Genomic DNA, 26,549 nt, shown 5'->3' with positions numbered 1-26,549 from the left:
ACGACATTTCACCGCCCGGAGCCTTGGATTCAAGGGTTCCGTCAGCCACTGCCTTCCGACGTATCGGTCCGCTCACGCATGTATAATTACCTCGATTTCGAAAAGCCGGTGCAGGACCTCGAGGGCAAGATCCTCGAGCTGAAGAAGCTTGCCGAGAATGGCGAGGCGGTCGATGTCGGCGACGAGATCAACCGTCTCGAGAAGCGCTCCCGCGACGCATTGCGCGATGCCTACAAGGCGCTGACGCCTTGGCAGAAGGTGCAGGTGGCGCGCCATCCCGACAGGCCGCATTGCGTCGACTACATCAAGGGCCTGTTCACCGATTTCACGCCGCTGGCCGGCGACCGCAATTTCGGTGAGGACCAGGCGATCGTCGGCGGTTTCGCCCGTTTCCGCGGCGAACCCATTGCCATCATCGGCCAGGAAAAAGGTTCCGACACAGCCAGCCGCCTGAAGCACAATTTCGGCTCGGTTCGGCCGGAGGGCTACCGCAAGGCGGTACGGCTGATGGAACTGGCCGACCGCTTCAAGATCCCGCTCCTGACGCTGGTCGACACGGCCGGCGCCTATCCCGGAGTCAACGCCGAGGAGCGCGGCCAGGCGGAGGCTATCGCCCGTTCAACCTCGACCTGTCTCGGCCTGAAAGTACCGTCGATCTCGGTGGTCATCGGCGAAGGCGGTTCGGGCGGCGCCATTGCCATCGCCACCGCCAACCGCGTCTACATGCTCGAACACGCCATCTATTCGGTGATTTCGCCGGAAGGTGCCGCCTCGATCCTGTGGCGCGACACGACACGATCGAAGGACGCGGCGACCAACATGAAGATCACCGCGCAGGATCTTCTGGAACTGAAGATCATCGACGCCATCATCCCCGAGCCGCTCGGCGGTGCGCATCGCGGCGCCGAAACCGTGATCGCCGCGACCGGAGACCTCATCGCCAGGACGATGAAGGACTTCGCCGGCGCCAACACCGATTTCCGCGAACAGCGCCGCGAAAAATACCTGGCCATGGGCCGCAGTCTCTGACCACAGGCACCCTTGGCCGCAACAATGTGGCGGAGCGGAGCATTTTTGCCACAAAAATGCCGCTGCATTCGGCTCAATGAGACTGCCGCAGGGGGATGCGTCGGCACTTGCGGTAAGGAATTTATTAGGGTTAACGGGCTTAGGGTCCGTCGATGCGCAGTGTAGCAGCCGGGGCAGGAAACGTCCTGGCGCCAGAGAAAAGACGATATCCGTAGCCATGTTTGTCAAGCTTGCCCGCACCGGAATCCTGATCGCTGCCCTCGGCGTTGCCGGCTGCAACAATTCGTCGATGAAGGATTTTTCCCCGGAGGCCAACAAGCCGCTGCCCGACAAGATCCTCGCCGACATGAGGGCCAAGGGCATGGTCCGCACCTCGTCGGTGATGGCCCGCATCTTCAAGGAAGAAGGCAAGCTCGAGATCTGGAAGGCCAAGACCAACGGCCGCTATGACATGGTCGCCAGCTACGACATCTGCAAATGGTCGGGCAAGCTCGGGCCGAAATACACCGAAGGCGACCGCCAGGCGCCGGAAGGCTTCTACACGGTGCGCCCGGCGCAGATGAATCCGCGCTCGAACTACCATCTGTCCTTCAACATCGGCTATCCCAACGCCTATGACCGCGCCAACGGCCGCACCGGCTCCAATTTGATGGTGCACGGCGCCTGTTCGTCGTCGGGCTGCTATTCGATGACCGATGCGCAGATCGAGCAGATCTATGCCTTCGGCCGCGATGCTTTCCAGGGCGGCCAGACCGAGTTCCAGATCCAGGCGTTTCCGTTCCGCATGACCGCCGCCAACATGGCGCGCTACCGCAACGACCCGAATTACGACTTCTGGAAGATGCTCAAGGTCGGCTACGACAATTTCGAGATCACCAAGGTGCCGCCGAAGGTCGATGTCTGCGAGAAGCGTTATGTCTTCAACCAGGTAGCCGCCGACGGTCAGACATTCGATCCGACTGGCGCCTGCCCGGCGACGACGCAGCCTGATTCGCTGAAGAGCGCCTACAATTCCTACATGAGCACCTATGACGCGGCGTTCAGCGGCGCGGTCAAGGCCAGCGTGCCGGCGCCCAAGCCGACCATCGCCGGTATCAAGGAAGCCAGCATCGTCTCCGACTGGTCCAAGCGCCGCGCACGCGGCGAACGCGTACCGATCGATCCGCCGTCGCTCAACAATGACGGCTCGGTCACCGAGACGGCACGCATGGGCCGCATCGATTCGCCCGCCGGCCGCAAGATGGCGGCTCTTGATGCCGAAAAAGCTGCCAAGCAGAAGGCCGAGGAGCAGAGGCTGGCTGCCATAGAGGCGGCCAAGCAAGCCAAGGAAGCCGCCAAGGCCCAGGCTCTGGCCGAAAAGGAGGCCGAGAAGGCCGCCAAGGAGGCCCCAGTCGCCACCGCGACCATCGCGGCCCCTTCGGAAGCGGCGCCAATGGCTGAAACGCAAGCGGCGAGTGCCGACGAAAGCCGGGTGACGAAGCTGAAGAACAAGCTGCTCGGCATGTTCGGCGGTTGATATCGCCCGTGGCTGATCGCGCCGCTATTTATGACCTCAAGGGGCTGAACTGCCCCTTGCCCGTGCTCAAGGCCAAGAAGCGCCTGGCGGGGATGCAACCGGGCAGTCGGCTCTGGTTGGAGACCACCGACCCGCTCGCCGTCATCGACATTCCGGCATTCTGCTCCGAGAGCGGCCACCAGTTGATTGAAACGGCCGCGGTCTCCGGCGGCCATCGCTTCCTGGTCGAGCGCGGCGCGCCGTAATCGTTGGGGGCTACCGCCCGGCGATCGCCAGCGGATTGTTTTCCAGCGCCGCGCGGTCGGGCGTGTCAACCGACGGCCGGTCGGTGAAGGCGGCGAACAGCCTGCGGATATAATCTTCCGGCATGTCGAGCGTGATCAGCACCAGCCGCGTGCCACGCTGGCCATCCGGCCAGGACGGCAATTGCACCGGCGGATGCAGGATCTTCTGCACGCCATGGATCACCAGCGGCCGCGACGGGTCTTCCCTGAGCTCGATGACGCCCTTCATGCGCAGCAGGCGCTCGCCATGGGTCGAACGCAGCAGGTCGAGGAACATCTCGATCGCCGAAAACGGCACCGGGCCGTCATGCACCAGCGAATAGGAGCGCACGCGCTGATCGTGACGATGGCCGTGGTCATGGCCATGCTCGTGATCATGACCAGCATGATGGTGATGATCGTGCGCCGCTTCCTCGCCAAGCCAGCGCCGCACATCGGCGGATTTGGTTGCCGGGTTGTAGAGGCCGCAATCAAACAGCGCCGCCACGCCTGTCTCCGTGTCGCCGGCATCGAGCAGTTCGGCGCCCGGATTGATCTGCCGCAGGCGCGCCCGCAGCATTTCCAGCTCATTGGGGTCGGTGGCCAGATCGGCTTTGCTGAGCACGATGCGGTCGGCGACGGCAACCTGCTTTACCGCCTCGACATGGGCATCGAGCGTGGCGTTGCCGTTGACGGCATCGACCAAAGTGATGACGCCGTCGAGCCGGAAGGCCTGGATCAGCGCCGGATGCGCCATGATCGACTGCAGCACCGGCGCCGGGTCGGCAAGGCCGGTGGTTTCGACGATGACGCGGGCGAGCCGGGCAATGCGGCCGGTCTGCAGTCTGTCGACCAGGTCGGCCAGCGTATCGACCAGTTCGCCGCGCACCGTGCAGCACAGGCAGCCGTCCGACAGCTGGATGATGCCGTCGGAAGACTGCTCGACCAGCAAATGGTCGATCGCCACCTCGCCGAACTCGTTGATGATCACCGCGGTGTCGGCCAGCGCCGGATCCTTGAGCAGCCGGTTGAGCAGCGTCGTCTTGCCGGCGCCGAGGAAGCCGGTCAGCACCGAGACTGGGATCGGGAAGCCGCTGCCCATTGGCTAGTTCGCAACCTTGACCGGCTGGTCGCCCTGCGCGGCGGAGCCGGCAATCTTCGGGCCGGTGCCGGCCGGTGCCGGCCTGTCGGGCCGCCAGCTCGGGATCGGCACATCGGCAAATTCCTGCGCGCCCTGGTCGAGGATGGCCTTCGGCGCCGGACCGGTGGCGCCGCCAAGGCCGACGGCAACCAGCGTCGGCACATGGTCGAGCTTTTCCTGATAGGGTGATTTCGGCACGTTCTTGGCGGCGGCCGGCGGCGCCTCGGACTGCTCCTGCGGCGTCTTCTTCTTGCAGACCTCGTCCTGCATGTCGTTGGGTGAGACCGTGTCGCCATAGGGCGCCAGCGTGATGACGGTGGCCGAGCCGGCGACAGGCGTGTCGAACCCCTGATCGAGCAGTTTTGCCGCCGTCTCGGCGCGGGTGACCGCCGACTTCTCGCCAAGCACAACCGCGACCAGCGTGCGCCCGTTGCGCGTCGCCGAACCGATCATGTTGAAGCCGGAGGGGCAGACAAAGCCGGTCTTCATGCCATCGGCGCCGGGATAGCGGCCGATCAAGAGATTGTAGTTGGGGATCGCCTTCTTGCCGACGGCAAGGCCCTCGATCGAGAACCACGGCACATATTGCGGAAATTCGCGGCGGATCGCCATCACCAGCACGGCGAGGTCGCGCGCCGTCGTGTACTGATCCGGCGAATAGAGCCCGTTCGGATTGACGAAATGCGTGCCGTTCATGCCGAGCCGGGTCGCCTCGGCGTTCATCCGGTCGGCAAAGGCCGCCTGCGAACCGCCGACATTTTCGCCGACAGCCATGGCAATGTCGTTGGCCGATTTGACCAGCATCATCTTCAGCGCATTGTCGAGCCGCATCACCGAGCCCGGCTTGAAGCCCATCTTGCTTGGCGGCTCGGCGGCGGAGTGTTTGGTCACCTTGATCGGCGAATCGAGCTGTACCTCGCCGGCCGCGATCGCCCGAAAGGTGACGTAAGCGGTCATCAGCTTGCTCAGCGATGCCGGATACCAGCGCTTGAACGCATCCTGATGCTGCAGGATCTTGCCGCTGCCGAGGTCGAACACGACCACCGGATTGGCCAGCGCCGGCCCGGCCACAACCGACAGCGCGATTGTGCCAGCCGAGAATAGTTTGAGGAAATGCCTGTACCGCATGATCAAATCCGAAATCGCCTCTTGCCGTAGTCGCCCCTGGCTCCGTAAGATTTCATTACGCGATCGCCAGCATATGGTCCGACCCTCAAAACCCGGACCCCATTGTTGCGGTGCTATTTACTCTATGTGACGCCAAGATGGCAAAGTGCCTGGCGATCACAATTGCAAGGCAGCGGCCAACACCCGCCGTCCCAACAGCGAGATGGAACCATCATGCCAATCCTGAACCGTGCCGCCGAAATGCAGGACGAAGTTGCCGGCTGGCGCCAGCATCTGCACCAGACGCCAGAACTGAACTTCGACGTCTTCAAGACCGCCGCCTTCGTCACCGAGAAGCTGAAGGCTTTCGGCTGTGACGATGTGGTCACCGGGCTCGGCAAGACCGGCGTGGTCGGCATCATCCGCGGCCGCCAGGGCGAAGGTCCCACCATCGGCCTGCGCGCCGACATGGACGCGCTGCCGCTCAACGAGATATCAGGAAAGCCCTACGCCTCGACCATCCCCGGCAAGATGCATGCCTGCGGCCATGACGGCCACACGGCGATGCTGCTGGGTGCGGCCAAATACCTCGCCGAGACGCGCAACTTCACCGGTTCGGTGGCGGTGATCTTCCAGCCGGCCGAAGAGGGCGGCGGCGGCGGCAACGAGATGGTCAAGGACGGCATGATGGAGCGTTTCGACATCTCCAGGGTATTCGGCATGCACAACATGCCGGGCCTGCCTGTCGGACAGTTCGCCATTCGCCCGGGCCCGATAATGGCGGCGACCGCCGAATTCACCATCACCGTGCGCGGCAAGGGCGGCCACGCGGCGATGCCGCACGGTACGATCGACCCGATCGTCATCACCAGCCAACTGGTCGGCGCCTTGCAGACGATCGCCTCGCGCAGCACCGATCCGGTCGAGGCCGTGGTGGTGTCGGTGACCAAGTTCCACGCCGGCGATGCCTACAACATCATCCCCGAAACCGCCGAAATCGCCGGCACCGTGCGCACCTTGCGAAAAGAAATCGCCAAGAAGTCCGAAGAGCGCATCCGCAGCATTTGCGACGGGCTGGCGACCGCGTTCGGGGCCAGGATCGAGGTTGACTACCAGGCGAATTATCCCGTGACCTTCAACCACGCGGAAGAGACGGTGTTTGCCGGTGACGTCGCGATGAGTGTCGCTGGCGACGCCCATGTCCACCGCGGCATCCAGCCGGTGATGGGCGGCGAGGATTTCTCCTACATGCTCGAAGCCCGCCCCGGCGCCTTCATCTTCATCGGCAATGGCGACACCGCCGGTCTGCACCACCCGGCCTACGATTTCAACGACGAGGTCATCCCGCACGGCATGAGCTACTGGGTGAAACTGGCTGAAACCGCGCTGGCCGCCTGACAGCGGCAGCGCAAAGCCGGCCGAATTGCCTTCGGCCGGCCTCTTGGCGAAACGATCCGAAGCGGCTATGTGTCTGGCCGCGTGGTCCCGTAGCTCAGTAGGATAGAGCGGCAGATTCCTAATCTGTAGGTCACAGGTTCGATTCCTGTCGGGATCACCATTGGTTTGCATCAGCTTAGCAAATTGACGTCGTACTTTTCGCGAAACAGTACGACGAATTCTAATCTCGGCGGGAATGCATCACCGAACAAGGAACGATCAGCTTCGCTACGAAGAGCGGGCACTACAATGGCCCTTTTGTCTGGCCGAAGGCTGCCTGCAGGATCATTAGGAGCTGATGGTTGACCGTGGTGCGCTGTGACCTAGCTTAAAGTTCATGATGGACAGTCCTAAGCCCGGAAATGGCGAATTGTCCGCACCGGCGAACTCTCGCGAGGTTGCTATGCAGAGGCGCAAACCGGCGTTTCAGAGCCCTGCATGCGTCCTTGGTCGGCCATTGCCCGCTACGGAATATCAACTGCGGCGATCTATCGGTACGCGACCGGCGCCCCGCCATCCGCAACAATTCGCAAGGACCAGAAGGATCCCGAAGAAAGCGACGCTCCGAGAGCGGTAAGGCCTTGGCATACCAAGGCGAATGACCAGACATCGCTTATGAACTTGGCGATACACCCAGAACGCACGGGCACGGCAATGCCAAATTATCTTGCCGAAATGTATGCAAACGACGTAAATCTGGCCATTCTGAGCGCAGTGGTGACGCTTGCATCGGTGGGCGTCTATCTTGTGCTCCGGCGTATCCTTGCCGCGGTGCGACGACGCCGCCTTGCAGCGTTTGACGAAGGCAGATCCGGTTTCGCCGACGAGGCTTCTTGGGAATGGGAAAGCCCGGCCGGACTTGTCGCCGGGCCTGCTTCTTCCAAGGCTGCCAACCCTTTGCATGCGGTCGGCCTGAATGTTCGGGCTCAAAATACCAACTACTCTCGGTTCGGAGTGCGAATCGAACATTTCGCCGCGACATCCGAACCCAGCGGGAGCTCGTCAGTGGTCGAGACCGGTGCTCCTGCACCGAACAGAGTGCAGTCTGGCCGGCTTGCAGCATCCATCAGCGCGATCGCGGAACGTGGGAAGCGGATTTGCGGGTCGGCATGGAACCAATTGCGCCATAAGGCTTCACCGCCAAAAACTGCTCCGTTGGCCTATGCTGCGGATCGCGGTTTGAATTTCACAGCTCAGATGGGAGATCCCGACCCGGCCATGGCGCCTGCCTCAAACCCTGTCGTTCGCAGGCCGATCGTTCTTGTATCGCGCTTGGGTCTCGCCGCCATTTGTCTGGCTGCGCCGATTGGCTATGCGATGACGAGACAAATCTGGGTCGAAAGCGCTTCCGCCATCTCGCAAACCCAAGATCAGGCCCATCGAGACCTTTCGCGCCCGCTGGGACTTCAGGCGAGTGCCGAATTGCTTGGCCCGGATCTCACGGCTAACCAGGCGCAAGCCGGGACGGATCGTGCTCAGGCTGCCGCTGCAAGACAATTGGCCGACCAGGAGCACCGGGCGGCGGAAGGCGAGCGTGCCAGGAGCGCCGCTCTGCAGGGAGCGCTCTTCGAGGCGAGCAAGCAGATCCACACGCTGAGGGCAAGCATGGCAGCTGCCGATGACGCGCGCGAGGAGCGGTTGCGCAATGAACTCGCGGCAGCCCGCACTCTTGACGCGTTGCGGCGCATTGCGGGAGAGGCCCGCACGATGCTGAGCGAGGCCGCCAGCTATGTCCTTAAGGAGATGCCCGCTGCTCATCTCGAGCAGGAGCAAGCCCAAAGGCGGGCGCACGATTTCTCGCAAGCGCGCGTCCAAATTGAACAGCTTGAGACCGAGGCCGCCAAGGATCGCGCCACGGCCAAGGCTTCACTGGCGCAGGCGAGCGGCATACTCGACGACGAGCGCCGGAAGACGGAGCTGCTTCGTGGCGATCTCGCCGAAGCGAAACTGGCCAATGCCGCACTCATGAAGCGTACGGCTGCGGCTGAGCAGGAACAGACCGACGCGGTCACAGCGAGGCGACAAGTGGAGCGGACCGCAGCTGACACGGAGCGAACGCTCGCACGAGAACGCGCTGCAGCAGCAGCGGCCGTTGAGGAGCTGAAAGAAGCTCGCATCGAGCGCCAGGCGGCTGAACTGGAGCGAGCCAAGGCAGTCTCAGCGAAAGAGCGTGCCGAGCAGGCCGCAACCGAGACGGCACAGGCCCTGGCACGGGAACGTACTACAGCTGTCATGAATCGTGAGGATCTCGACAGAGCACGCATCGAGCGCGAAGCCGCCGCCCAAGCTCTTTTGGTGCGTGTCGCTAAGCTTCAGGAGGCTCTGGACGAGCAACGCGAGGCCACTGTTTCTCTTGCCCGCGACTTGGCTGCGGCGCGCGGGGACAACGACAGGCTCAGGACTGAGCGCCGCAGCGCGCAGATCGAACCGCCCCTGAAGCCGCGTTCTGGCCGCGCGGCAGCCAGCCAGGTGAAGGCCGTCAGCAAGAAGATTGGCAAGGTTCGCAACCCTTCGCGGATGACCCGGGTGCGTTCGATCACACTTCCTTATTCGCTCTTGCCAAGACACGTGACACCGCAGTGATTTCCGACTGCGCGGTCGCTTCCGTGGAAGGCCATTTTTGATGCCCCGCACCCCTTCGTAACGCACCCGAGGCCTGCTGCCATTTCGGCCAAAGATGAATGGCCTCTCGAATTCACCCTGCTTCATCAGCGAGAGTGTTCTGCGCGATGCGCTATGTCAGACCGATCACGCTGCCTGTCGCGTCCAATTCGCATTGGATCGCCGCCTGCCGCGTTTCCACGCTGCCTTGCCGCGCATAGTCGATGCTGACCTCGATGGGGGCCGAGATCGTCGCCCGACTCAACTGATGTACGAAGCCCGCGCTGGTGACGCGCACGCTGGTCGCCCCCAACGGAGCGGCGGCCGACTCGATGGCATCATGGCAGGCCCGAACGACTTTATCCGGGACGCCCGGCAGCGCCTCGGTTCGGCTGACTGTTGATTGAGTTTTGCTGTCGCCGGGAGGCTGGAGAGCGGCCGGGAGGTCGAGCGACTGTCCGCCCCTTGCGGACGCAACAGCAGTGGCGGTGGCCGTACCTACCGTCCCCGGGGCTGTCGTAGTGCCGCTTGTGCTGGTCTCGCCGTCGTCCGCCGACGAACTGGAGCCGCCGGGGTCGTCGCCAGTCCCTTTGTGCGAGCCGCCCTGGTTGCCGCCGGCGTCATGACCTCCACCGCCACCATGGCCACCAGAACCATGGCCGCCGTTGCCATGCCCTCCGCCTTGCTGACCACCGGTTGCAGCTCCTGCGCAAACTACCGCGATCGAGCAAGCTAAGACGAAATACGCACAGGTGAATCCACGCGATTGACGCACGACGACCTCCATGGATGCGTCGGTCCAACCGTCTTTCCGCGGCGTGCAGTCAGAACGGCGCGAACCGCCGCTGCCCCCGAGGCAACCTCGCGATTGCCGCGCCCCCGAAAGAACTAGGGGATCAATCCGGTGTATCAAGGATACTTGGCCGGTAAGCACCGATGAGAGGGCGCTTGGCTGGCGAGTGCCGTATCATTCATGTCGAGGCCGACCGTCTGGATGACGCCACAGACGCCTTCATGACCCAATGACCTGAGTCCGAGGAGTGGCCTGGCCGAGGCCCCGGCGAATGCAGAGATCAGCGAATACGCTTACCGCGCCCAGGTCAGCGCACCTCCTCCGAGCCATCGGCGACACCCAGGCGATGTCGGGTGGGATGGCCTCCAAAAGGCCCCCGGAGGCACGAAAAAGCTTCGCTTGAGCACTCGCCGCGATGGCGCGGCCAGACGGATCACCCCGCTTCAGCCAACCCGCACGACAAAATGCTTCGTCACCGGCTCGATGATCTTCCAGGTTCCCTTGAAATCCGCTTCCACCACGAAGGCGTCGCCGGGGCCGACCTCGACCGGCGTGCCGCCGTCCGGCGTGATGATGATGCGGCCGGCGATCATGTGCACGAACTCATAGTCGGTATAGGTGGCGTGATAGGTGCCGGGCGTCGCCCGCCAGGTGCCCGACAACACCTTGCCGTCCTCGGTCGTGTGCTGGACGGCGGTTTGCATGGTCGGCCTGCCCTCGACGACGATCCAGCCAGCCAGATCGCCTGCGTCCGCGTGTTCGACGGTGCCGAATTTGAGGATTGTCTCGCGTGTCATGTGCCGAACTCCGTTTGGGGATTGCGTGGCGCTGTTTGCCTGGCCGGTCAGATAACCGATGCACCTGCCGCGAGCAATGCCGCCGCCATACGGCCGGCACCTTGGCTGACGGTGCATCAAACAAAAACCCGCCTGTGCGGCGGGTCACTGGCGCAAATCAGCACCATAGGCAAAAATGTACCATAGCTGAGGTCACCGAGTCAAGAAAAAATTCCTATCGCGAAAAAGCTGGCGGCGCAAAAGCTGCCAGCACTGGCTGCCATAAGGCCGTTTGTTGATTTGAAGTCAGAGCCCTGCCATGCGGCGCACGCAGCGCCCTCTCGACGGGCGGGTCAGGGTTTGTGGCGCGCCGAAACGAGTTCCGCCTTGCGCCTTGCCGTCTCCAGCCCGAGCCCGATGAAGGCGCGCGCGTGCTTGGCCAGCGCCATGTTGTCCGTCCACAGATTGCGCCAGATGGCGGTCTTCTTCGACAGGTGCTCATCGACGATTTCCGAAGAGAAGGATTCGAAGCTGAGATCGTCGCTGTAGCCGATCGCCGTCAGCGCATCGAAGATCGCGGCGAAATCGATATTGCCGGTGCCGAGGAAGCCGCGATGGCTTTCGCCGATATGGACATAGCCGATCTTGTCCGCGGCTTGACGGATGGTCAGCCCGACATCGGCCTCCTCGATGTTCATGTGGAACGTGTCGAGATGCAGGAAGATGTTGTCCGAGCCAGTGTCCTCGATGAAGGCCAGTCCTTGCGCGGCGGTGTTGAGCAGATTGCTTTCGAAGCGGTTGACGATCTCGAGGTTGAGCGTGACGCCGGCCGCCTTGGCTGTTTCGGCAACCTTGGCCAGCGTGCCGGCACTGCGCTGCCATTGATCGCGCGTCGGCGCCTCGACCTGCAATCCGTGGCTGGTCGAGAGAATGCCGGCGACCTTCCGGCCGCCGAGATCGCGCGTCAGCGCGATGGTATCGTTGAGGATTTCGACGCCGCGCGCGGCAATCGCCCTGTCGGCGCTCGAAATATCGCCATTAACAGGCAATCCGATGCTGATCGCCACGCCGAGGCCAAGATCGGCGATGCGCCTGGCGAGCCCGCCGATGTCGACATTGGCGGGGTCGAGATAGGAGAATTCGATGAGGTCGAAGCCGGCCTCCCTGGTGTTGGCCAGCGTGCGCTCCAGATCGGCCTGAGCCGAGCTCGCCGACCAGACGAAAGAATGGATTCCAATACGCGACATCATCGTCTCCGGTGCTGACAAGGTGCGGCCGGGTCATCCCGGCCGCACCGGCCTTGGGAAGAATTTAGCGGGCTGCGGTCCAGCCCTTGTAGTCCTTCAGGTTCTCGGCCGTGATCAGCTTCGGGTCGAGCAGAACGGTCGGCTCCGCCGGCTTCTTGCCGGCCAGCAGTTCGGCCGCCATCGTCAGTGACTGGCCGGCCATCACATAGGGATCCTGCGAGGCCGAGGCCTTGATCATCGAGGTGCCGGAAGAGAGTTCCTTCTCGATATCGGGCGCGCCGTCGACGGCGGTGAAGATGAACTCCGAACGGTTGAGCTGCTTGGCAGCGAGCTGGGCGCCGATCGCCGTCGGGTCATTGATGGCAAACACCGCATCGATCTTGTCGAAGCGGGTGAGCAGCGACTGGAACACCTTCAGGCCGCCGTCGCGCGAGCCTTCGGCATTCTGGTCGTCGGAGAGGATCTTGATGTCGGGATGCTGCGAAAGCACGTTCTTGCAGCCCTTCACCCGCTCCAGGATCGACGACGATGCCGGTCCATTGAGAATGACGTAGTCGCCCTTGCCGCCGGTGTGGTCGACCAGGTACTGGCAGGCCTCTTCGCCGGCCTTGACGTTGTTGGTCATCACGGTGACGTCGGCGCCCGGAGCCGAAACGTCGAAGGCGGCAACGACGATGCCCGCGGCCTGTGCCTTCTTCACCGCCGGCGCGATCGCCTTGGCGTCGACGGCATTGAGCATGATCACGTCGACACCGGCGGCGATGAACGAATCGACCTGCGAGACCTGCTTGTTGAGGTCATAGTCGGCCGATACCGAGGTCACCTCGACTTTCGGGTTGATCTTCTTGGCCGCGTCCTCGATGCCCTTGATGGTGGCGACGAAGAAGGGATTGCCGAGTAGGCCGACCGAGATACCGACCTTGTTGAGGTCCTTGGCCGAAGCAGGCGCGATGGCGAGCGACGCGAGTGCGACGCCGCAGAGCAGTTTGGCGATGGTTTTCATTGCTTTCCTCCGATTGCCCCGCGCCTCTCACGGTGCGTTACACAAACCGGTCGTTGACGCCGGCGACTAAGGTCAATCACGTTCTTGCTCCTGCCTGGAGCCTGTAGCGGTCGAGGGCGACCGCCACGATGATGACCAATCCCTTGATGATGTACTGCCAGATGTCCGAGACACCGGCCAAGATGAGCCCGTTGGAGAGCACCGCGATGATCAGGCCGCCGATCAGCGTTCCCCAGATCGAGCCGACGCCGCCGACGAAGCTGGTGCCGCCGAGAATGACCGCGGCAATGGCGTCGAGTTCGTAGGACTGGCCCAGCTGCAAGCCGTTGGCGGCGTAGAGCCGGGCCGCCGACATGGCGCCGCCGAGGCCGGCCAGCAGGCCGGAAACGCCATAGACGAAGAGCAGCACCAGCGGCACCTTGATACCGGTCAGCCGCGCCGCTTCGGCATTGCCGCCGACGGCGTAGATCCAGGTGCCGAGCACGGTGCGCTTGAGCACCAGCCAGGACAGCACCACCACCGACAGTGCGATGATGACCAGCCACGGGATGCCGAACAGCGAACCGTTGCCGATGAAATCGAACGGCAGGTCCGAATTGAACACCGTCGTGTCCTGGCCGAGCAGGCGGGCGACACCGCGCACCGCGGTCAGCGAACCCAGCGTGACGATGAAGGGCGGCAGCTTGATGTAGGCGATGAGCAGCCCGTTGATGAGGCCGAAGCCGAGGCCGACCAGAATGGCCGCCGGCACGCCGAGCAAACCCCAGTCCGACACCAGCGATACGATCACCGCCACCATCGCCGATGCGGCGAGGATGGCGCCGACAGACAGGTCGATGCCGCCGGTGAGGATGACGAAGGTCATGCCGGCCGCCAGCACGATGTTGATCGACGACTGCTGGGTGACGATCAACAGGTTGGTCTCGGTCAGGAAGCGCGGGTTCAGGAACTGGAAGCCGGCCGCCAGCAGGATCAGCACCGGCAGCATGCCAAGGGCAGCGAAAGCCGTGCGCAACCGTCGGCTCGTGCCGGTGGCCTGGCCGCCTGCGCTGATCTCGGTCGCCTTGTCGGTCATTGCTGAGCCGCTCCCGTTGCAAGTTCCATGATTTCCTCCTGGCTTAGCGGTTCGCCTTGCGATGCCGTCACCTCGCCCGATATCTTTCCGTCGCGCATCACCAGCACGCGATCGGCGACACCGATCACCTCGGGCAGTTCGCTGGAGATCATCAGGATGGCGATGCCCTGCTTGGCGAGATTGTCGATCAGCCGGTAGATTTCCGATTTCGCTCCGACATCGACGCCGCGGGTCGGCTCGTCGAGGATGACGACCTTCGGCTCGGTCTCGAGCAGGCGGGCGAGCAGCACCTTCTGCTGGTTGCCGCCCGACAGCGAGCCGGCATTGGCCTGCACCGAACTGGTGCGGATGGAGAGATCGGCAACGGCCTTGGAAGCACGCCTTTCGGCGGCCGCGAAGTCGCGCAAGCCGCCGGCGCGCGAATCCCGCGCCAGCACGCCCATGCTGATATTGTCGGAGATCGACATGTCGAGGAACAGACCGAGTTCCTTGCGGTCCTCGGTCAGATAGGCGATGCCGGCATCGAGCGCCTCGCGCGGCGAGCCGATGGTTACAGGTTTGCCGTCGAGTTCCAGCGTGCCTGAAATGTGCCTGTCGGCGCCGAAGATCAGCCGCGCCAGCTCTGTGCGGCCGGAACCGACCAGACCCGCCAGCGCCAGCACCTCGCCCTTGTGCAGGTCGAACGAACAGTTTTTCAGGAGACGGCCGTCGGACATGGCGCGCACCGAGAGCGCCACCGCGCGCTTTTCGTCCGGCGGCCGATGATCCTTCTTGTAGAAAGCCGACAAATCGCGGCCGACCATCATCGAGACGAGGCGCGAGGCACTGAGGTCGGCACGCTCGAGCGTGCCGACATAACCGCTGTCGCGCAGCACGCTGACGCGGTCGGCAAGCTGGTAGACCTCTTCCATGCGGTGGCTGATGTAGATGATGGCGATGCCTTGCGATTTCAGCGTCGCGATGACCTCGAACAGCCGGTCGGTCTCGCGCGAGGTCAGCGACGTGGTCGGCTCGTCCATGACGATGATGCGCGCATTGGTCGATAGCGCGCGGGCGATCTCGACCAGCTGGCGCTCGCCGAGCGACAGGCTGGAGACCATGTCGCGGGCCGAAAAGGAAACGCCGAGCCGCTTGATGATCTCGCTGGCGCGCCGGGTGCACTGGTCGCGATCGACGATGCCGAAGCGTCGCGGCTCGTTGCCGAGGAAGATGTTCTGCGCCACCGTCAGATTGGGCGCCAGCGACAGCTCCTGATAGATCACCGCGACGCCGCTGGCGCGCGCCTTGATCGGATCGCCGGTCGCAGCCGGCATGCCGTCGATCAGGATCTCGCCGCCGGCATCCGGCCGATAGGCGCCTGAAAGCACTTTCATCAATGTCGACTTGCCGGCGCCGTTCTCGCCCATCAAGGCGTGCAGCTCCCCGGCATGGACGCTGAGCGAGACATCGTGCAAGGCACGGATCGCGCCGAACGTCTTGGAGATGTGCCGCATCTCCAGCACCGGCTGGCGCGCCGTCTCGGCCTGGGCAATCGCACTCATCGCGCACCTCCCACTGCCGCACCGGCGACGCCCTGGTCCATCGTGGCGTCACGCCAGTTGCTGCGATAGCCTGCCAACCCGGTGAAACGCGACGCGTGCACCGGCTCTGGAACTTCGGCGGCGAATTCGCGCCCGACGCTCTCGAAGGCGAGCGCCGCTGCACCCGTGGCGCTGCCCTCCAGCGTGGCGCCCTGCAGGAAAGCCTGGCCGGGACGCAACTGCGCCAGCAGTCCGGCCAACACACCGCCTGTGTTCAGCCCGCCATCGACGATCACCGTGTTGTTCGAATGGATGAGGTCGAGCGACAGATCGACCATCAGCGCGACGTAGAGCAGCGCCGCCGCCGCGCGTTCCTCGGCATCGGGCGTGCGCCCCACCAGCCGGCCGGACTGACTGGGCATCGGCCCACCTGGCGCGAAGCTCGGCAGCGCCATGATGCCGGCATCGATCACCCGCTGCACCACCGGACGGGCGATCTCGCCTTGCCAGCCGCCGCTGATGGTTGCGAATTCGCGCCCGCCCATGAAGCGAATGGTCGGCACCGGGCCGCCATCGACATCGACGTTGACCAGCATGTCGCGATCCCGGTCGAGCGTGTCGAGCGGGCAGTCCGGATTGAGCACGACGACCCAGGTGCCGGTCGAAACGACGGTGACCGGGCCAAGCTCCTGCCGGCGATAGGCATAGAGCGCCGCATTCGAATCATGGACGCCGTTGTGGATGGCGATCGGTCGCGCCGCAGCGCCGAGGCGGTGCTCGCCGATAACGGTGCCGGCGCGCTCGAAGCCAGGCATCCGGTCACGCCAGCCCTGCGCGTCGACCAGCGAGGAAAAGTCCTGGCTCCGCGGCGCCCACAGATGCGAATGGCAGCCGAGATAGGACACTTCCGAGACCGCCCGCCCGCCAAGGCGCCAGCTCCAGTATTGCGGATAGCCGAGGATCGATTTCGACGTAGCGAACGCGTCGGGATCGACCTCCTGCAGCCACAGCATGTGGCGGCCGTAGTTGAAGCCGAGCGGCAGCCGCGGCGAAAAGGTCTCCGAAAAGTCCGGAATGCGGCGATCGATCCGCGCGGCAATCTCGGCCGGCGGCTCTTGCTCGTAGTCGAGGATCGGATGCGTCAGCGCCGCTTCGTCGACCAAGGCAAAGGTGCAGCCATGGCCCGACACCATGACCCCTTCCACTCCATGACCGTCGACCGTATCGGCAACGGCGCTGAGCGCCCAATGGTGGAGCGCCGCCTCGTCGAGCACGCTGAAGCCGCCTTGGCGCATCCATTTCGGCTGTGTCCGGCGCTCGTCGATGATCCGCCCGTCCTGGCCGAAGACGAACAGCTTCGAATTGGTCTTGCCGAAATCGAGGACAGCCACCTTCACTGGATGGCTCCCGAGGCTATCCGCACCATGACGCCGGCGTCCTCCAGCATGCGCGCATCGGCGTCGGAGAGACCGTCGTCGGTGACCAGCGTGCCGATGCGGGAAAGCGGCAGCGCGACGTTGCGCGCGTGGATCGACAGTTTGCGGCTGTCGGCCAGCACCACGATCTGGTCGGCGCAAAGGCTGAGATCGACGATCGAGCGTACCAGCAGCGGGTGCGATTCCATCACGCCTTCCTGGCCAAGGCCTTGCGCGCCGAGAAAGAATTTGGAGGCATAGAAGGGCACGGCCTGGCTGAGCGAATGGATGATGCCGGGTTCGCGATGCAGATCACCGCCCGCAACCGTCAGGCTGCAATGGCCGTGGTCGCTGAGATAGGCCGCCAGCGGCATCGAGTTGGTGTAGAGGCGGATGTTGCGCTCGGCGAGCTTGACGCCCAGATGGAAGCAGGTCGAGCCGCCATGCACGATGACGGCGTCGCCGTCGCGCACCATGGTCGCCGCGAGAGCAGCGATCTGCCGCTTGGCCTCGACCGCAAGGTCGCGGTTCTCGTCGTAGGGCCTGGCGTAGGCAACACCGGCCTGGGAAGCGCCGTCGAGCGCCGAGATGCCGCCATAGACCTTCCGCGCTTCGCCGGCCTCGTCGATCCTGTCGATATCGCGCCTGACCGTCGCGGCTGAAACGCCAAGCCGCTCCTGCAACTCGCGCACCGAAGCGAACGGACGATCCCGCAACAGTTCGACGATCTGACGCTGACGGCCGGAGTCGCTCAATTCTTTCCTCCCGGATGCCATTTTCCATGGCAATTGGCGTAACTTACTCAACATTAGTCGGATTGCAAGCGTGTTTGATGACAGTAGATCACTATTGACGTAGATCACTCGTTTCTGCGATATCAGCGCCAATTCGATCCCGGCAACGGGATTTCGCGCAGGACACGGCCGAGCCGTTGGAGGAAAAGCGCCATGGCGACCCAAGCTGACGCGCAGGAACTGGCGGCCTTGCGGGCGCTTTCGGCCAGCATCGGGCGGAGCCCGCATCTCACCCAGGGGGCAGGCGGCAACACCTCGCTGAAAGCCGGCGACACGCTGTGGATCAAGGCCTCCGGCACCTGGCTGAAAGACGCGCTCGTCGATGACATCATGGTGCCGGTGGCGATGGCGCCGCTGCTGAAAGCCGTCGAACAGCGCGATCGCGCCGCCGACCAGCCGCAGGGTTTCACCATTGCAGCGCTCAACCCGCGCGGCCTGCGGCCATCGATCGAGACCACGGTGCACGCTTTGATGCCGCAGCGCGTCGTTCTGCATGTCCATTGCGTCGACACCATCTCGCTTGCCGTGCAGGCCGATGGCGAGGCCGAGGTCGCCAAGCGGCTCGATGGCATCGAATGGGCCTATGTGCCCTATTTCCGGCCCGGCCTGCCGCTTGCACGCGGCATTGCCGAAAAACTGCGGCCTGGTGTCGACGTGCTGATCCTTGGCAATCACGGTCTGGTCGTCGCTGCCGAAACCGTCGCCGGGGCGGAGCTTCTGCTGCGCCGTATCAGGTCATTGCTGGCCCGGCCGGCGCGCGCGACCGCCGCACCCGACCTCGACGCCTTGGCCGCGCTCGCCGGCGACAGCGGCTACAGATTGCCGGCCGATGTCGAAGCGCATGCGGTTGCGCTCGACCCTGAGAGCCGCCGCGTGGCGCAGGCCGGCAGCCTCTATCCGGACCACGTCATCTTCCTCGGCCAGGGCTCCGTCGTGGCGAAGCCAGGCGAGGCCGTGGCTGATGTCGTTGCACGACTGGGCACGTCGCCTGCGGCGATCCTGTTTCCCGGCGCAGGCGTGCTGATGCGCGGCGACGCCAGTGCCGGCGCCGATGCCATGCAACGCTGCCTCGCCGACGTGACGGCGCGCATCGACATCGCCGCGCGGCTGAACTATCTCACCGCTTCCGAGAATGACGAGTTGGTCAACTGGGACGCCGAGCAGTATCGCCAGAAGCTCAACGCGGCTGGCGGCTAGCATGGACATGATGCCACTTGTCATCGGCATCGACATTGGCACATCAGGTGCGCGCGCCGTCGCCATGCGCCCTGACTTTTCCATAGCCGGGCATTCGGCCGTCCCACTCGACAGGTTTGGCGGCGATGGCCGAGCCCCCACGGCGTGGTGGCAAGCGGTGAAGGCGGTGCTGACGGAGCTGCTTTCCGGCATCGACCGCACGGCGGTCCGCGCCATCGCCGTCGACGGCACCTCCGGCACGCTGCTGCCGGTCGACGCCGCCGGGCGGCCGCTGGCCGAACCGCTGATGTACAACGACAAGGTCGATGACGACGACATCCTGGCCGCGATCGCCCGCACCGCGCCGGCTGCAAGTGCAGCGCACGGAGCGACATCCGGCCTCGCCAAGGCCCTGCGCTTCCTGCATCTGCCGGGTATTGCAATGGTGCTGCATCAGGCCGACTGGATTGCCGGAAACTTCTCCGGCCGCTTCGATGTCAGCGACGAGAACAATGCCCTGAAGACAGGTTATGATGTCGAGGCCCGCCGCTGGCCGGAATGGATCGCGGCGACCGGAATGCGCATGGAGTTGCTGCCGCGCGTGGTCGTGCCGGGCGAGGTCACGGGCGCCCTCACCGCGGAAGCCGGGGAACTGTTCGGCTTGCCGCGCGATGTGGCCGTCGTCGCCGGCACCACGGATGGCTGCGCCTCGTTCCTGGCGACCGGTGCTGCCGCGATCGGCGACGGCGTCACTGCGCTGGGATCCTCGCTGACCATCAAGATTCTGTCCGACCGGCCGATTTCGGCGCCGCGCTTCGGCATATACAGCCATCGGCTCGGCAACGCCTGGCTGGCGGGCGGTGCCTCGAACTCGGGCGGCAAGGTGCTGGCCCAGCACTTTCCGCTCGCCCGTATCATCGAACTCAGCGCGACAATCGACCCGGAGACGGGCACCGGCCTCGATTACTATCCGCTTCCCGCCACGGGCGAACGGTTTCCGATCGCCGATCCGGCGCTGCCGCCTCGCCTTGCGCCGCGGCCGGCGGACGACGCCGATTATCTGAAAGCGATGTTCGAAGGCATCGCCGCGATCGAAGCGCTCGGCTATGACAGGCTTGCCGAACTCGGCGCGCCCACGCTGATATCGGTCAGGAGCGTCGGAGGCGGGGCAGCGAACCCGGCCTGGACGGCAATCCGGCGTCGCAGGCTCGGCGTCGATTTCCTGCCCGCGCTTTCCGACGAGGCCGCCGCCGGCACGGCGCGGCTGGCGCTGATGGGTGCAAGCCGGGCAGGACTCCTATGAGCGCGAAAACGATCGAACGTCTCGACGGCCTCGGGCCGCTGGCGGAGCGCTATAATGTGTTTCTGCTCGACCAGTTCGGCGTGCTGCATGACGGCACGCGGCCCTATCCAGGCGCGGTGGCAGCGCTATCGGCGCTGAAACGCGCCGGCAAGACCGTGGTGCTGGTTTCGAACTCCGGCAGGCGGGCTCAACCCAATGAAAGCCGGCTCATGAAACTCGGCTTCGAACCGGGAAGCTGGGATCATTTCGTTTCTTCCGGCGAGGTGGCGTGGCGATCCTTTGGGGAGATGGCGACGTCGGGAAAGCTGCGCCCGGGGACAAAATGCCTGCTGATCAGCCGCGACAATGACCGCTCCGCGATCGAAGGCCTGCCATTTGCGCTGACCGGGTCCGGCGATGAGGCCGAGCTGGTGCTGATCGCGGCCAGCGAGGGTGACCGCTTTGACTTTGACCATTATCGCAGGCTGTTCGCGCCGGCGGCGGAGCGGCGGGTGCCGTGTTTCTGCACCAATCCCGACATCATCATGCTGACGGCCGTTGGCCCTCGCTTCGGCGCCGGCCAGTTGGCCGATCTCTACGAAAGCCTGGGCGGCAGCGTTACCCGCATCGGCAAGCCCGACACCGCGATTTTCGACGCCGCGCTGGCGCTGGCCGGCGAGCCGGACCGTGGCACCGTGGTCTGCGTCGGCGACAGCGTCGAACACGACATATCGGGGGGAAACAGCACCGGCATCGCCACCGCGCTGGTGCTGAGCGGAATACTGGCGGACACACCGGATCTCGCCGCTGTTTTCGACGAACAGCAGGCCTGGCCGGACTACATCATGGACAGCTTCAGCTTCCGCTGACCGCTTCCAGCATGCGCCGCGCGCTCTCCTCGTCGGTGATCAGGATGGTTGGGGCGATGAGGGTCATGGCGCCGAGCAGCGCTTCGGTCTTCTCCTCGCCACCGGAGGTGAGGATGCGGATCGGCGCCTTGCGCAGACGGTCGACATCCACCGACATCACGTGGCTGTTGACGGGATGGTCGACCAGATCGCCGTTGCGGTCGAAGAAATGGAACAGGAGGTCACCCACGGCGCCACGCGCAAGCAGGGCCTCCCGATCCGCCTCCTTGAGGAAGCCACCACGAGAGAAGGTGGTGGCCGAGGCGATCCCGCCGACGCTCAGCAGAACGGCATCGAGCACGTCGGCCATTTCGAAAATCTCCTGCAGGCCGCAGCGCTCGATCAGGGCGATCTTGGTCTCGACGCTGTCGACCACGGCTGGTGTCGGCATCAGATAGCCGTCGCCCTGGAATATCTGAGCGAAGCGCCAGGCGAACTCGGCTGGGTTGACCCGGCGCACGACGCCGACACCGCCAAGCAGCGAAATCACCTTGAAGTCGGTGAGCGACTTGGCGCTGATGAAAGGCAGGCTCGAGAACAGCGTCTGCCCCCAGCCGACGCCGACCCGCATGCCGGACTTCATCGTGTCCGACAGGAAGCTGCCGGTCTTGGCGCTGATCGCTGGTATGGGATCGGCATCGGCTGCCGAAAGCGGCGCCACCAGCGCCTGCTGCAGCCCGAACGTCTTCTCCAATGCGCGCTCAAGCCGCACGATTTCCGACAATTCGCTCTCGATGGTGATCTTCACTTCGTTGCGCGCCCGGGCATCCGCCAGCATGCGCACGATGGTGACGCGACCGACGCCGAGCACGTCGGCGATCTCGTTCTGCGTCATCTGTTCGACGAAATACATCCAGGCGGCGCGAATCCTGAGGCGATCCGTCCGGCTTTCGCTGGCGACCAGCTCGGTTGCCTCGCCTCGACCGTCTTCGCTTTCGCCCTGTCGTCGTCTGCCCAAGTCTGTCTCTCCCCCTGCGGCGACGGACGAGGGCGCCGCCGCCGATTCTGCATGCTGGTCTAGTATCGCCTATTGATCTACCTATCGATAGGAACAATGTAGAGAGTGGCGGCTGCCCGGTCGGCTATCCGCAGCAAATTTCAAGGCGATCCGCGATGCTCCGACAAATCTCCGAAGATGTCCGCGTCAATCTGAAGGACCGGCTGCGGGAAGTCCGCGAAATCATCCGCCAGAGCCGCCATGACGGCAGCGGCGATGCCAGTATCCTGCGCGAAGCAACCAGCCATCTGCCACCGTTTCCAGGCAAGGGCATCGAAGGCCTGCTCAGCCATGCCGCGAGTGCCGTCGACGAAGCACTGTCGATCGCCGAAGCTTTCGTCCCGCATGAGCGCCCGATCAAGGTGGACGGCACCACGGTGAAGGGCCTCGGCACCTATTTCCCGGTCGGCAACGAGGATCGCCAACTGGATGCCGAGCGCCTGTTCCGGCGCGATATGTATTATCTGACCAAGGCGGTGCTTGCCGGCCTGAACATCGACAATGCCCGCATCCACGAAGCCGATTTCGCGGCCGTCCATGCCACGATGCGCAAGCGGCATGGCGATCTCCTGGCCGCATTGGCCGCGCCGGGTGCCGGACTGCAGGCAATCGCGGCCCCCTGCTCGGCGCTGCTGGTCGAGTGCCTCAATCAGCGTCCCGTTCGCTTTGCCGAGACCGAGCCGGGAACGCCGACGGGCGGCCGGGCGCTCGACATAAGCTGCCTGGCGCCGCTCGCTTTGGCCTGCGGCCTGGCGACCACCGGCAGCGACGGCGCGCCGGAGCCGGACATGCTGGAGATCGCGATCCTGGCGGCGGATATTCGCCACGATCGCATCGTTCAGGCTTGCGCCAAGGCAAACCCGATCAGTGAATTGACACCGGTCTTCGCCACCTTGCTTGCCCATCTGCCGTAGTCAGCCGGCCTGGGCTAGCCTTCAGTGGCCATGGCCATGATCGCTTTCTTGGCGCGCTGGATCGAAGCCGGGCTCATCGAGAGTTCGGTCAGCCCCATCTTCACGAAGGTCGCAATCAGATCCGGACGGCCGGCTGCCTCACCGCACATGCCGACCATGATACCGGCGGCGACGCCGGCTTTTGCCGTCATTTCGATCGCCGACATGACGGCCGGATTGGTGACGTCGTTGAGCTTGGCGACGGTCGGATTGAGCCGGTCGGCGGCCATGATGTACTGGGTCAGATCGTTGGTGCCGATCGAGAAGAAAGCGACCTCCTTGGCCAGCGCCGGGGCGATGAGCACGGCGGCCGGGGTTTCGATCATGACGCCGAGATCGAATGATGCGTGCGGCACGCCTTCGGCTTTCAGCTCGGCCGTGCATTCGTCGACCAGCACGCGCGTCTGCCTGACCTCCGAGAGGTCGGACACCATCGGCAGCATCACCTTGATGTTGCCGTGCACGGCTGCGCGCAGCAGCGCCCGCAGTTGGCGCTTGAAGATGTCGGGCCGGTCGAGACACATGCGGATGCCGCGCCAGCCGAGGAAGGGGTTTTCCTCGTCGGGAAATTCGATGCCGGCAATCGGCTTGTCACCGCCGATGTCGAGCGTGCGCACAATGACCGGATAAGGCGCAAAAGCCTTGGCCAGCGCCGCATAGGTCTCGGCCTGCATGTCTTCCGAGGGCAGATGCATATGGCGCATGAACAAAAGCTCGGTGCGGAACAGGCCGATGCCCATGGCACCAGCCTCTTGCGCCGCTTCGATTTCCTCGAGTGAGCCGATATTGGCCGCCACCTCGATGATCCTGCCGTCCGCGAGCTTCGGCGTCACCGTCTTGAAGATGGTCAGCCCGGCGCGCTCCTTTGCCGCCGCTTCGACGCGGCCGGCGAAATCGGCACGGGTCGCCTCGTCGGGGTCGATGATCACATGGCCGGCATTGCCGTCGAGCGCGACGTCTCGCGCGGTACGCAAGGCATTGACCTGGTCGCCGAGGCCGAGCACGGCCGGAATGCCGTGCGAGCGCGCGATGATGGCGATGTGCGAGGTGGCGCCGCCATGACCGCACACCACGCCGCCGATACGCTTCAGCGGCGCGCGTGCCAGATCCCAGGCGCCGATGTCGTCGGCGATCAGGATAGCCCCTTCGGGGATGTTTTCGAGGCTGACATCGTCTTGGCCCAGCAACACCAGGCAAATCTGCCGCCCAACGGCGTGGACATCATCCGCCCGCGCGTTGAGATAGTGATCGTCGACGGCGCTGAATTCGGCGGCAATGGTGGAGGCGGCGGTGATGACGGCGGAAACCGCGTCGTTGCCGCCCTTGATCAGGCCCTCGGCCTCACCAGTCAGGCTGTTGTCGGCGGCGATATCGCGCAGCGCGGCGACGATGCCGCGGTCTCCAGCCGACAGGCTGTCCTGCGCCAACGCATGATCCATGCGGGCCTGGACCGCGCCGACAGCCGTGCGGAACCTGTCGATCTCGCCTTTTATCTCCTCGGCCCGCAACATGCGGCCCTGTCCGGCGATATCGGGTGGGAAATGCGCAAAGGCCGGGCCGATGGCGAAACCTTCGCTGGCGGCCACGCCACGCAAGCGGTTTGCCCCGCCAGGTGCCGCCGGCACGGATCCCGGCGCGGGTGCCGCTTCCTGCCCGGCATCGTTGGCTGGGCTCTGCGCTTCCGCTTCATCATCGAGGCCGGCCCGCGGATTCTCGAGATAGCCGATCAGCGCCTCGAGCGCCTCGATGGCATCGGCACCATTCGCCCGCACCGTGACTTCCTGGTTCTCCTTGACCGCCAGCAGCATCAGCTTGACCGAACTCTTGGCGCTGACCGCCTTGCCGTCCTTGACCAGTTCGACGTCGGATTCGAAGCCCTTGGCGAGCTTCACGAACCGCGTCGCGGGACGGGCGTGCAAACCTTCATGCACTCTGACGATGGTCGAGCGTTCCATGGCAAATACTCTGGTTTTGGGCGCCGCTCCCAATATAGGCCGCGGCGCGAATGCTGTCAGGCGGCGATGGTGATGATCGCGCCGGTCTTCAGGGCGGCCACGAGCGCTTGCGGATCGACTTGCGACGCACAGATCTCGCCCGGTCTCTCAGCCTCGGTAGCGCCGTTGAACGAAATGACGACATGACCCATTTCCAGCACCTTGCTCCACGCGCTGGAGCCGACCGCTGTGATAACAGCGGCAACCGGGCCGAGGGTGATCGAAGCGCCCTTGGCGGGCGCTCCGTCACTTGGTCCCTGCTCCGCCTTGTGGAGCACCGAAACCTCGGCAAGCTCCGGCGGCGAGCCATCCGCAAACAGGATGACCACGCCCCCTTCGGCAAGGTCCGCCACTTCGGGGCCGATGGCAGTGACCCGTGTTCTCAAAAGAACCGTCATATGGCGAACCTCATTTTCTCAACTTTCCCTAGAGCGGTGAACCGCTCTATCTCTTTGTTTGACGCAGTTTCCAAGGGAAAGCATTGTGCGCTTTTCCCGGAATTGCCTTAGAACACGATCAGGCTGACGACCCAGGCGATCAGCACCGAGACCGGCCCCATGATCTGGCGGCTGATGAGCACCGCCGGAACGCCGATTTCGATCGTCTTGGGCTTGGCCTCGCCGAGCGCCAGGCCGACGGGGACGAAGTCGCAGCCCACCTGGGTATTGTAGGCAAACAGCGCCGGCAGTGCCATTGCCGGCGAAATCGTGCCGTTGGCGATCTGCGGGCCGATGATGGCAACGCCGATGACCTGCGCGATGACAGCGCCTGGCCCGAGGATGGGCGACAGGAACGGCAGGCCGCAGATCGCCGAGATGATCAGCAGGCCGACGATGTTGTTGGCCAGCGGACCCATGGGCTGCGCCAGCACATCGCCGATGCCGGTATACAGGATCAGACCGATGAGCATGGTCACGAAGGCCATGAACGGCAGCACGTTGCGAATGACCTGATCGATGGTGCGGCGGCCGGCATTGAAGAAGATGCCGACGATACGTCCCATGACGCGGCCGATCGTGCTGATGAGGCCGATCAGCCCACCTTCGCTCGGCAGCGGCTGTGGTGCCGCGGTCGCATTGTTGCTTGAACTCATCGCTGCTGCTCCCCCTGCAGTCGTGATCGTTTCGGATCCGTCCGCCATTGTGATGTTGGCCGGCTTCACGCCCGAAACGTAGATGTCCTCGGTGATGAACTGGGCCAGCGGCCCGGATTGACCGACCGGCGTCAGATTGACGGTCGGGATACGTTTGCGCGGATAGACGCCGCATCGTGCGGTGCCGCCGCAATCGACGACGACAACCGCCATCTCGCTTTCGATCGGCGGTGCCCTGAAGCCGTCGACGGCCTCGGCGCCGGTCATGTCGGCGATCAGCTGCGCCACCGGGTGAATGCCACCACCGGTGACGGAAACCACCTTGCTGCGCTGTTCGGTCGGCTCGATGATGAGCGGGCCACCCCAGCCGGTTTTGCCCTGGGAGATCTTTACGGCTTTATATGTCTTGGCCATGATGTCCTCCCCGCC

General features: G+C 64.3%; 23 protein-coding genes and 1 tRNA gene. 10 read left to right on the top strand and 14 right to left on the bottom strand.

The genetic code is table 11. The features are described from left to right. The first annotated feature begins 78 nt into the window (after positions 1-78). From A9K65_RS07685 to A9K65_RS07675, 3 genes are all read left to right on the top strand, one after another. Positions 79-1,029 (top strand): acetyl-CoA carboxylase carboxyltransferase subunit alpha, encoded by a 951-nt coding sequence (locus tag A9K65_RS07685; RefSeq protein WP_024503734.1) that lies wholly within the window; start codon positions 79-81, stop codon positions 1,027-1,029. 217 nt (positions 1,030-1,246) lie between these two features. Next, positions 1,247-2,545 carry a murein L,D-transpeptidase family protein gene (locus tag A9K65_RS07680; RefSeq protein WP_064993087.1) on the top strand — a complete coding sequence of 433 codons (1,299 nt, stop codon included), beginning with the start codon at positions 1,247-1,249 and terminating at the stop codon, positions 2,543-2,545. An 8-nt stretch (positions 2,546-2,553) separates the two neighbouring features. Next, positions 2,554-2,790, top strand: a complete 237-nt coding sequence (locus A9K65_RS07675) for a sulfurtransferase TusA family protein (RefSeq protein ID WP_024503732.1) — start codon at positions 2,554-2,556, stop codon at positions 2,788-2,790. A gap of 10 nt (positions 2,791-2,800) precedes the next feature. Here A9K65_RS07675 and A9K65_RS07670 read toward each other — a convergent pair whose 3' ends face one another. Both A9K65_RS07670 and A9K65_RS07665 read right to left on the bottom strand, forming a co-directional pair. After that, positions 2,801-3,910, bottom strand: a complete 1,110-nt coding sequence (locus A9K65_RS07670; RefSeq protein WP_027162928.1) for a GTP-binding protein — start codon at positions 3,908-3,910, stop codon at positions 2,801-2,803. 3 nt (positions 3,911-3,913) lie between these two features. Continuing rightward, positions 3,914-5,077, bottom strand: coding sequence for a D-alanyl-D-alanine carboxypeptidase family protein (locus tag A9K65_RS07665; protein ID WP_064993109.1), 1,164 nt, complete (start codon positions 5,075-5,077; stop codon positions 3,914-3,916). Positions 5,078-5,290: 213 nt separating this feature from the next. Here A9K65_RS07665 and A9K65_RS07660 point away from each other — a divergent pair, with 213 nt between their 5' ends. From A9K65_RS07660 to A9K65_RS35905, 3 genes are all read left to right on the top strand, one after another. Continuing rightward, a complete protein-coding gene (locus A9K65_RS07660; protein ID WP_063169116.1) occupies positions 5,291-6,454 on the top strand; it encodes a M20 aminoacylase family protein in 1,164 nt (387 codons plus the stop codon). A gap of 83 nt (positions 6,455-6,537) precedes the next feature. After that, positions 6,538-6,614: transfer RNA gene (locus tag A9K65_RS07655), tRNA-Arg, on the top strand. A gap of 317 nt (positions 6,615-6,931) precedes the next feature. Beyond that, positions 6,932-9,076 carry a hypothetical protein gene (locus A9K65_RS35905; protein WP_245321997.1) on the top strand — a complete coding sequence of 715 codons (2,145 nt, stop codon included), beginning with the start codon at positions 6,932-6,934 and terminating at the stop codon, positions 9,074-9,076. A gap of 151 nt (positions 9,077-9,227) precedes the next feature. Here the strand turns inward: A9K65_RS35905 and A9K65_RS07645 are convergent, their stop codons facing one another. The 8 genes from A9K65_RS07645 to A9K65_RS07610 form a co-directional block, all read right to left on the bottom strand. Further along, complete coding sequence (locus A9K65_RS07645; RefSeq protein WP_064993088.1) at positions 9,228-9,881, bottom strand: hypothetical protein; 654 nt, start codon at positions 9,879-9,881, stop codon at positions 9,228-9,230. 449 nt (positions 9,882-10,330) lie between these two features. After that, positions 10,331-10,684, bottom strand: coding sequence for a cupin domain-containing protein (locus tag A9K65_RS07640; RefSeq protein WP_024503728.1), 354 nt, complete (start codon positions 10,682-10,684; stop codon positions 10,331-10,333). Positions 10,685-11,016: 332 nt separating this feature from the next. After that, the gene (locus A9K65_RS07635) at positions 11,017-11,910 is read right to left on the bottom strand and encodes a sugar phosphate isomerase/epimerase (protein ID WP_064993111.1); all 894 of its coding nucleotides are present in this window, start codon (positions 11,908-11,910) and stop codon (positions 11,017-11,019) included. Positions 11,911-11,974: 64 nt separating this feature from the next. Beyond that, a complete protein-coding gene (locus A9K65_RS07630; RefSeq protein WP_013529341.1) occupies positions 11,975-12,913 on the bottom strand; it encodes an ABC transporter substrate-binding protein in 939 nt (312 codons plus the stop codon). Between the two features lie 76 nt (positions 12,914-12,989). Beyond that, on the bottom strand, positions 12,990-13,988 hold the full coding sequence (locus A9K65_RS07625) for a ribose ABC transporter permease (RefSeq protein ID WP_064993089.1): 999 nt from the start codon (positions 13,986-13,988) through the stop codon (positions 12,990-12,992). Then, the gene (locus A9K65_RS07620) at positions 13,985-15,529 is read right to left on the bottom strand and encodes a sugar ABC transporter ATP-binding protein (protein WP_024503725.1); all 1,545 of its coding nucleotides are present in this window, start codon (positions 15,527-15,529) and stop codon (positions 13,985-13,987) included. The genes A9K65_RS07625 and A9K65_RS07620 overlap by 4 nt, the downstream gene beginning before the upstream one ends. Next, positions 15,526-16,905 (bottom strand): carbohydrate kinase, encoded by a 1,380-nt coding sequence (locus tag A9K65_RS07615; protein ID WP_064993090.1) that lies wholly within the window; start codon positions 16,903-16,905, stop codon positions 15,526-15,528. The genes A9K65_RS07620 and A9K65_RS07615 overlap by 4 nt, the downstream gene beginning before the upstream one ends. Further along, the gene (locus tag A9K65_RS07610) at positions 16,902-17,678 is read right to left on the bottom strand and encodes a DeoR/GlpR family DNA-binding transcription regulator (protein WP_013529337.1); all 777 of its coding nucleotides are present in this window, start codon (positions 17,676-17,678) and stop codon (positions 16,902-16,904) included. Before A9K65_RS07610 ends, A9K65_RS07615 begins: the two co-directional genes overlap by 4 nt. Before the next feature lie 192 nt (positions 17,679-17,870). Here A9K65_RS07610 and A9K65_RS07605 point away from each other — a divergent pair, with 192 nt between their 5' ends. The 3 genes from A9K65_RS07605 to A9K65_RS07595 are packed head-to-tail and all read left to right on the top strand — an operon-like array spanning position 17,871 to position 21,044. Beyond that, a complete protein-coding gene (locus A9K65_RS07605) occupies positions 17,871-18,914 on the top strand; it encodes a class II aldolase/adducin family protein (protein WP_064993091.1) in 1,044 nt (347 codons plus the stop codon). A gap of 7 nt (positions 18,915-18,921) precedes the next feature. Next, positions 18,922-20,196 (top strand): FGGY-family carbohydrate kinase, encoded by a 1,275-nt coding sequence (locus tag A9K65_RS07600; protein ID WP_064993112.1) that lies wholly within the window; start codon positions 18,922-18,924, stop codon positions 20,194-20,196. Continuing rightward, entirely contained in the window at positions 20,193-21,044 is an 852-nt protein-coding gene (locus tag A9K65_RS07595) for a TIGR01459 family HAD-type hydrolase (RefSeq protein WP_064993092.1), read from the top strand. Before A9K65_RS07600 ends, A9K65_RS07595 begins: the two co-directional genes overlap by 4 nt. Here A9K65_RS07595 and A9K65_RS07590 read toward each other — a convergent pair. Continuing rightward, positions 21,031-22,041, bottom strand: a complete 1,011-nt coding sequence (locus A9K65_RS07590) for a sugar-binding transcriptional regulator (protein ID WP_024503720.1) — start codon at positions 22,039-22,041, stop codon at positions 21,031-21,033. The genes A9K65_RS07595 and A9K65_RS07590 overlap by 14 nt on opposite strands. Before the next feature lie 155 nt (positions 22,042-22,196). Between A9K65_RS07590 and A9K65_RS07585 the strand changes: the two genes are divergently transcribed. After that, positions 22,197-22,994 (top strand): hypothetical protein, encoded by a 798-nt coding sequence (locus A9K65_RS07585; protein WP_064993093.1) that lies wholly within the window; start codon positions 22,197-22,199, stop codon positions 22,992-22,994. A 14-nt stretch (positions 22,995-23,008) separates the two neighbouring features. Here A9K65_RS07585 and ptsP read toward each other — a convergent pair whose 3' ends face one another. The 3 genes from ptsP to A9K65_RS07570 form a co-directional block, all read right to left on the bottom strand. After that, the gene (gene ptsP / locus A9K65_RS07580; protein WP_064993094.1) at positions 23,009-24,988 is read right to left on the bottom strand and encodes a phosphoenolpyruvate--protein phosphotransferase; all 1,980 of its coding nucleotides are present in this window, start codon (positions 24,986-24,988) and stop codon (positions 23,009-23,011) included. Positions 24,989-25,044: 56 nt separating this feature from the next. After that, a complete protein-coding gene (locus tag A9K65_RS07575) occupies positions 25,045-25,425 on the bottom strand; it encodes a PTS glucitol/sorbitol transporter subunit IIA (protein WP_013529330.1) in 381 nt (126 codons plus the stop codon). 107 nt (positions 25,426-25,532) lie between these two features. Then, positions 25,533-26,534, bottom strand: coding sequence for a PTS glucitol/sorbitol transporter subunit IIB (locus A9K65_RS07570; protein ID WP_024503717.1), 1,002 nt, complete (start codon positions 26,532-26,534; stop codon positions 25,533-25,535). Positions 26,535-26,549 lie beyond the last annotated feature (15 nt).

This window comes from Mesorhizobium sp. WSM1497, assembly GCF_001672455.2.
In the GTDB taxonomy this organism is placed as follows: Bacteria; Pseudomonadota; Alphaproteobacteria; order Rhizobiales; family Rhizobiaceae; genus Mesorhizobium; species Mesorhizobium ciceri.
Note: the sequence above shows the minus strand (reverse complement) of the source record. Positions and strands in the feature narration are given on the sequence as shown.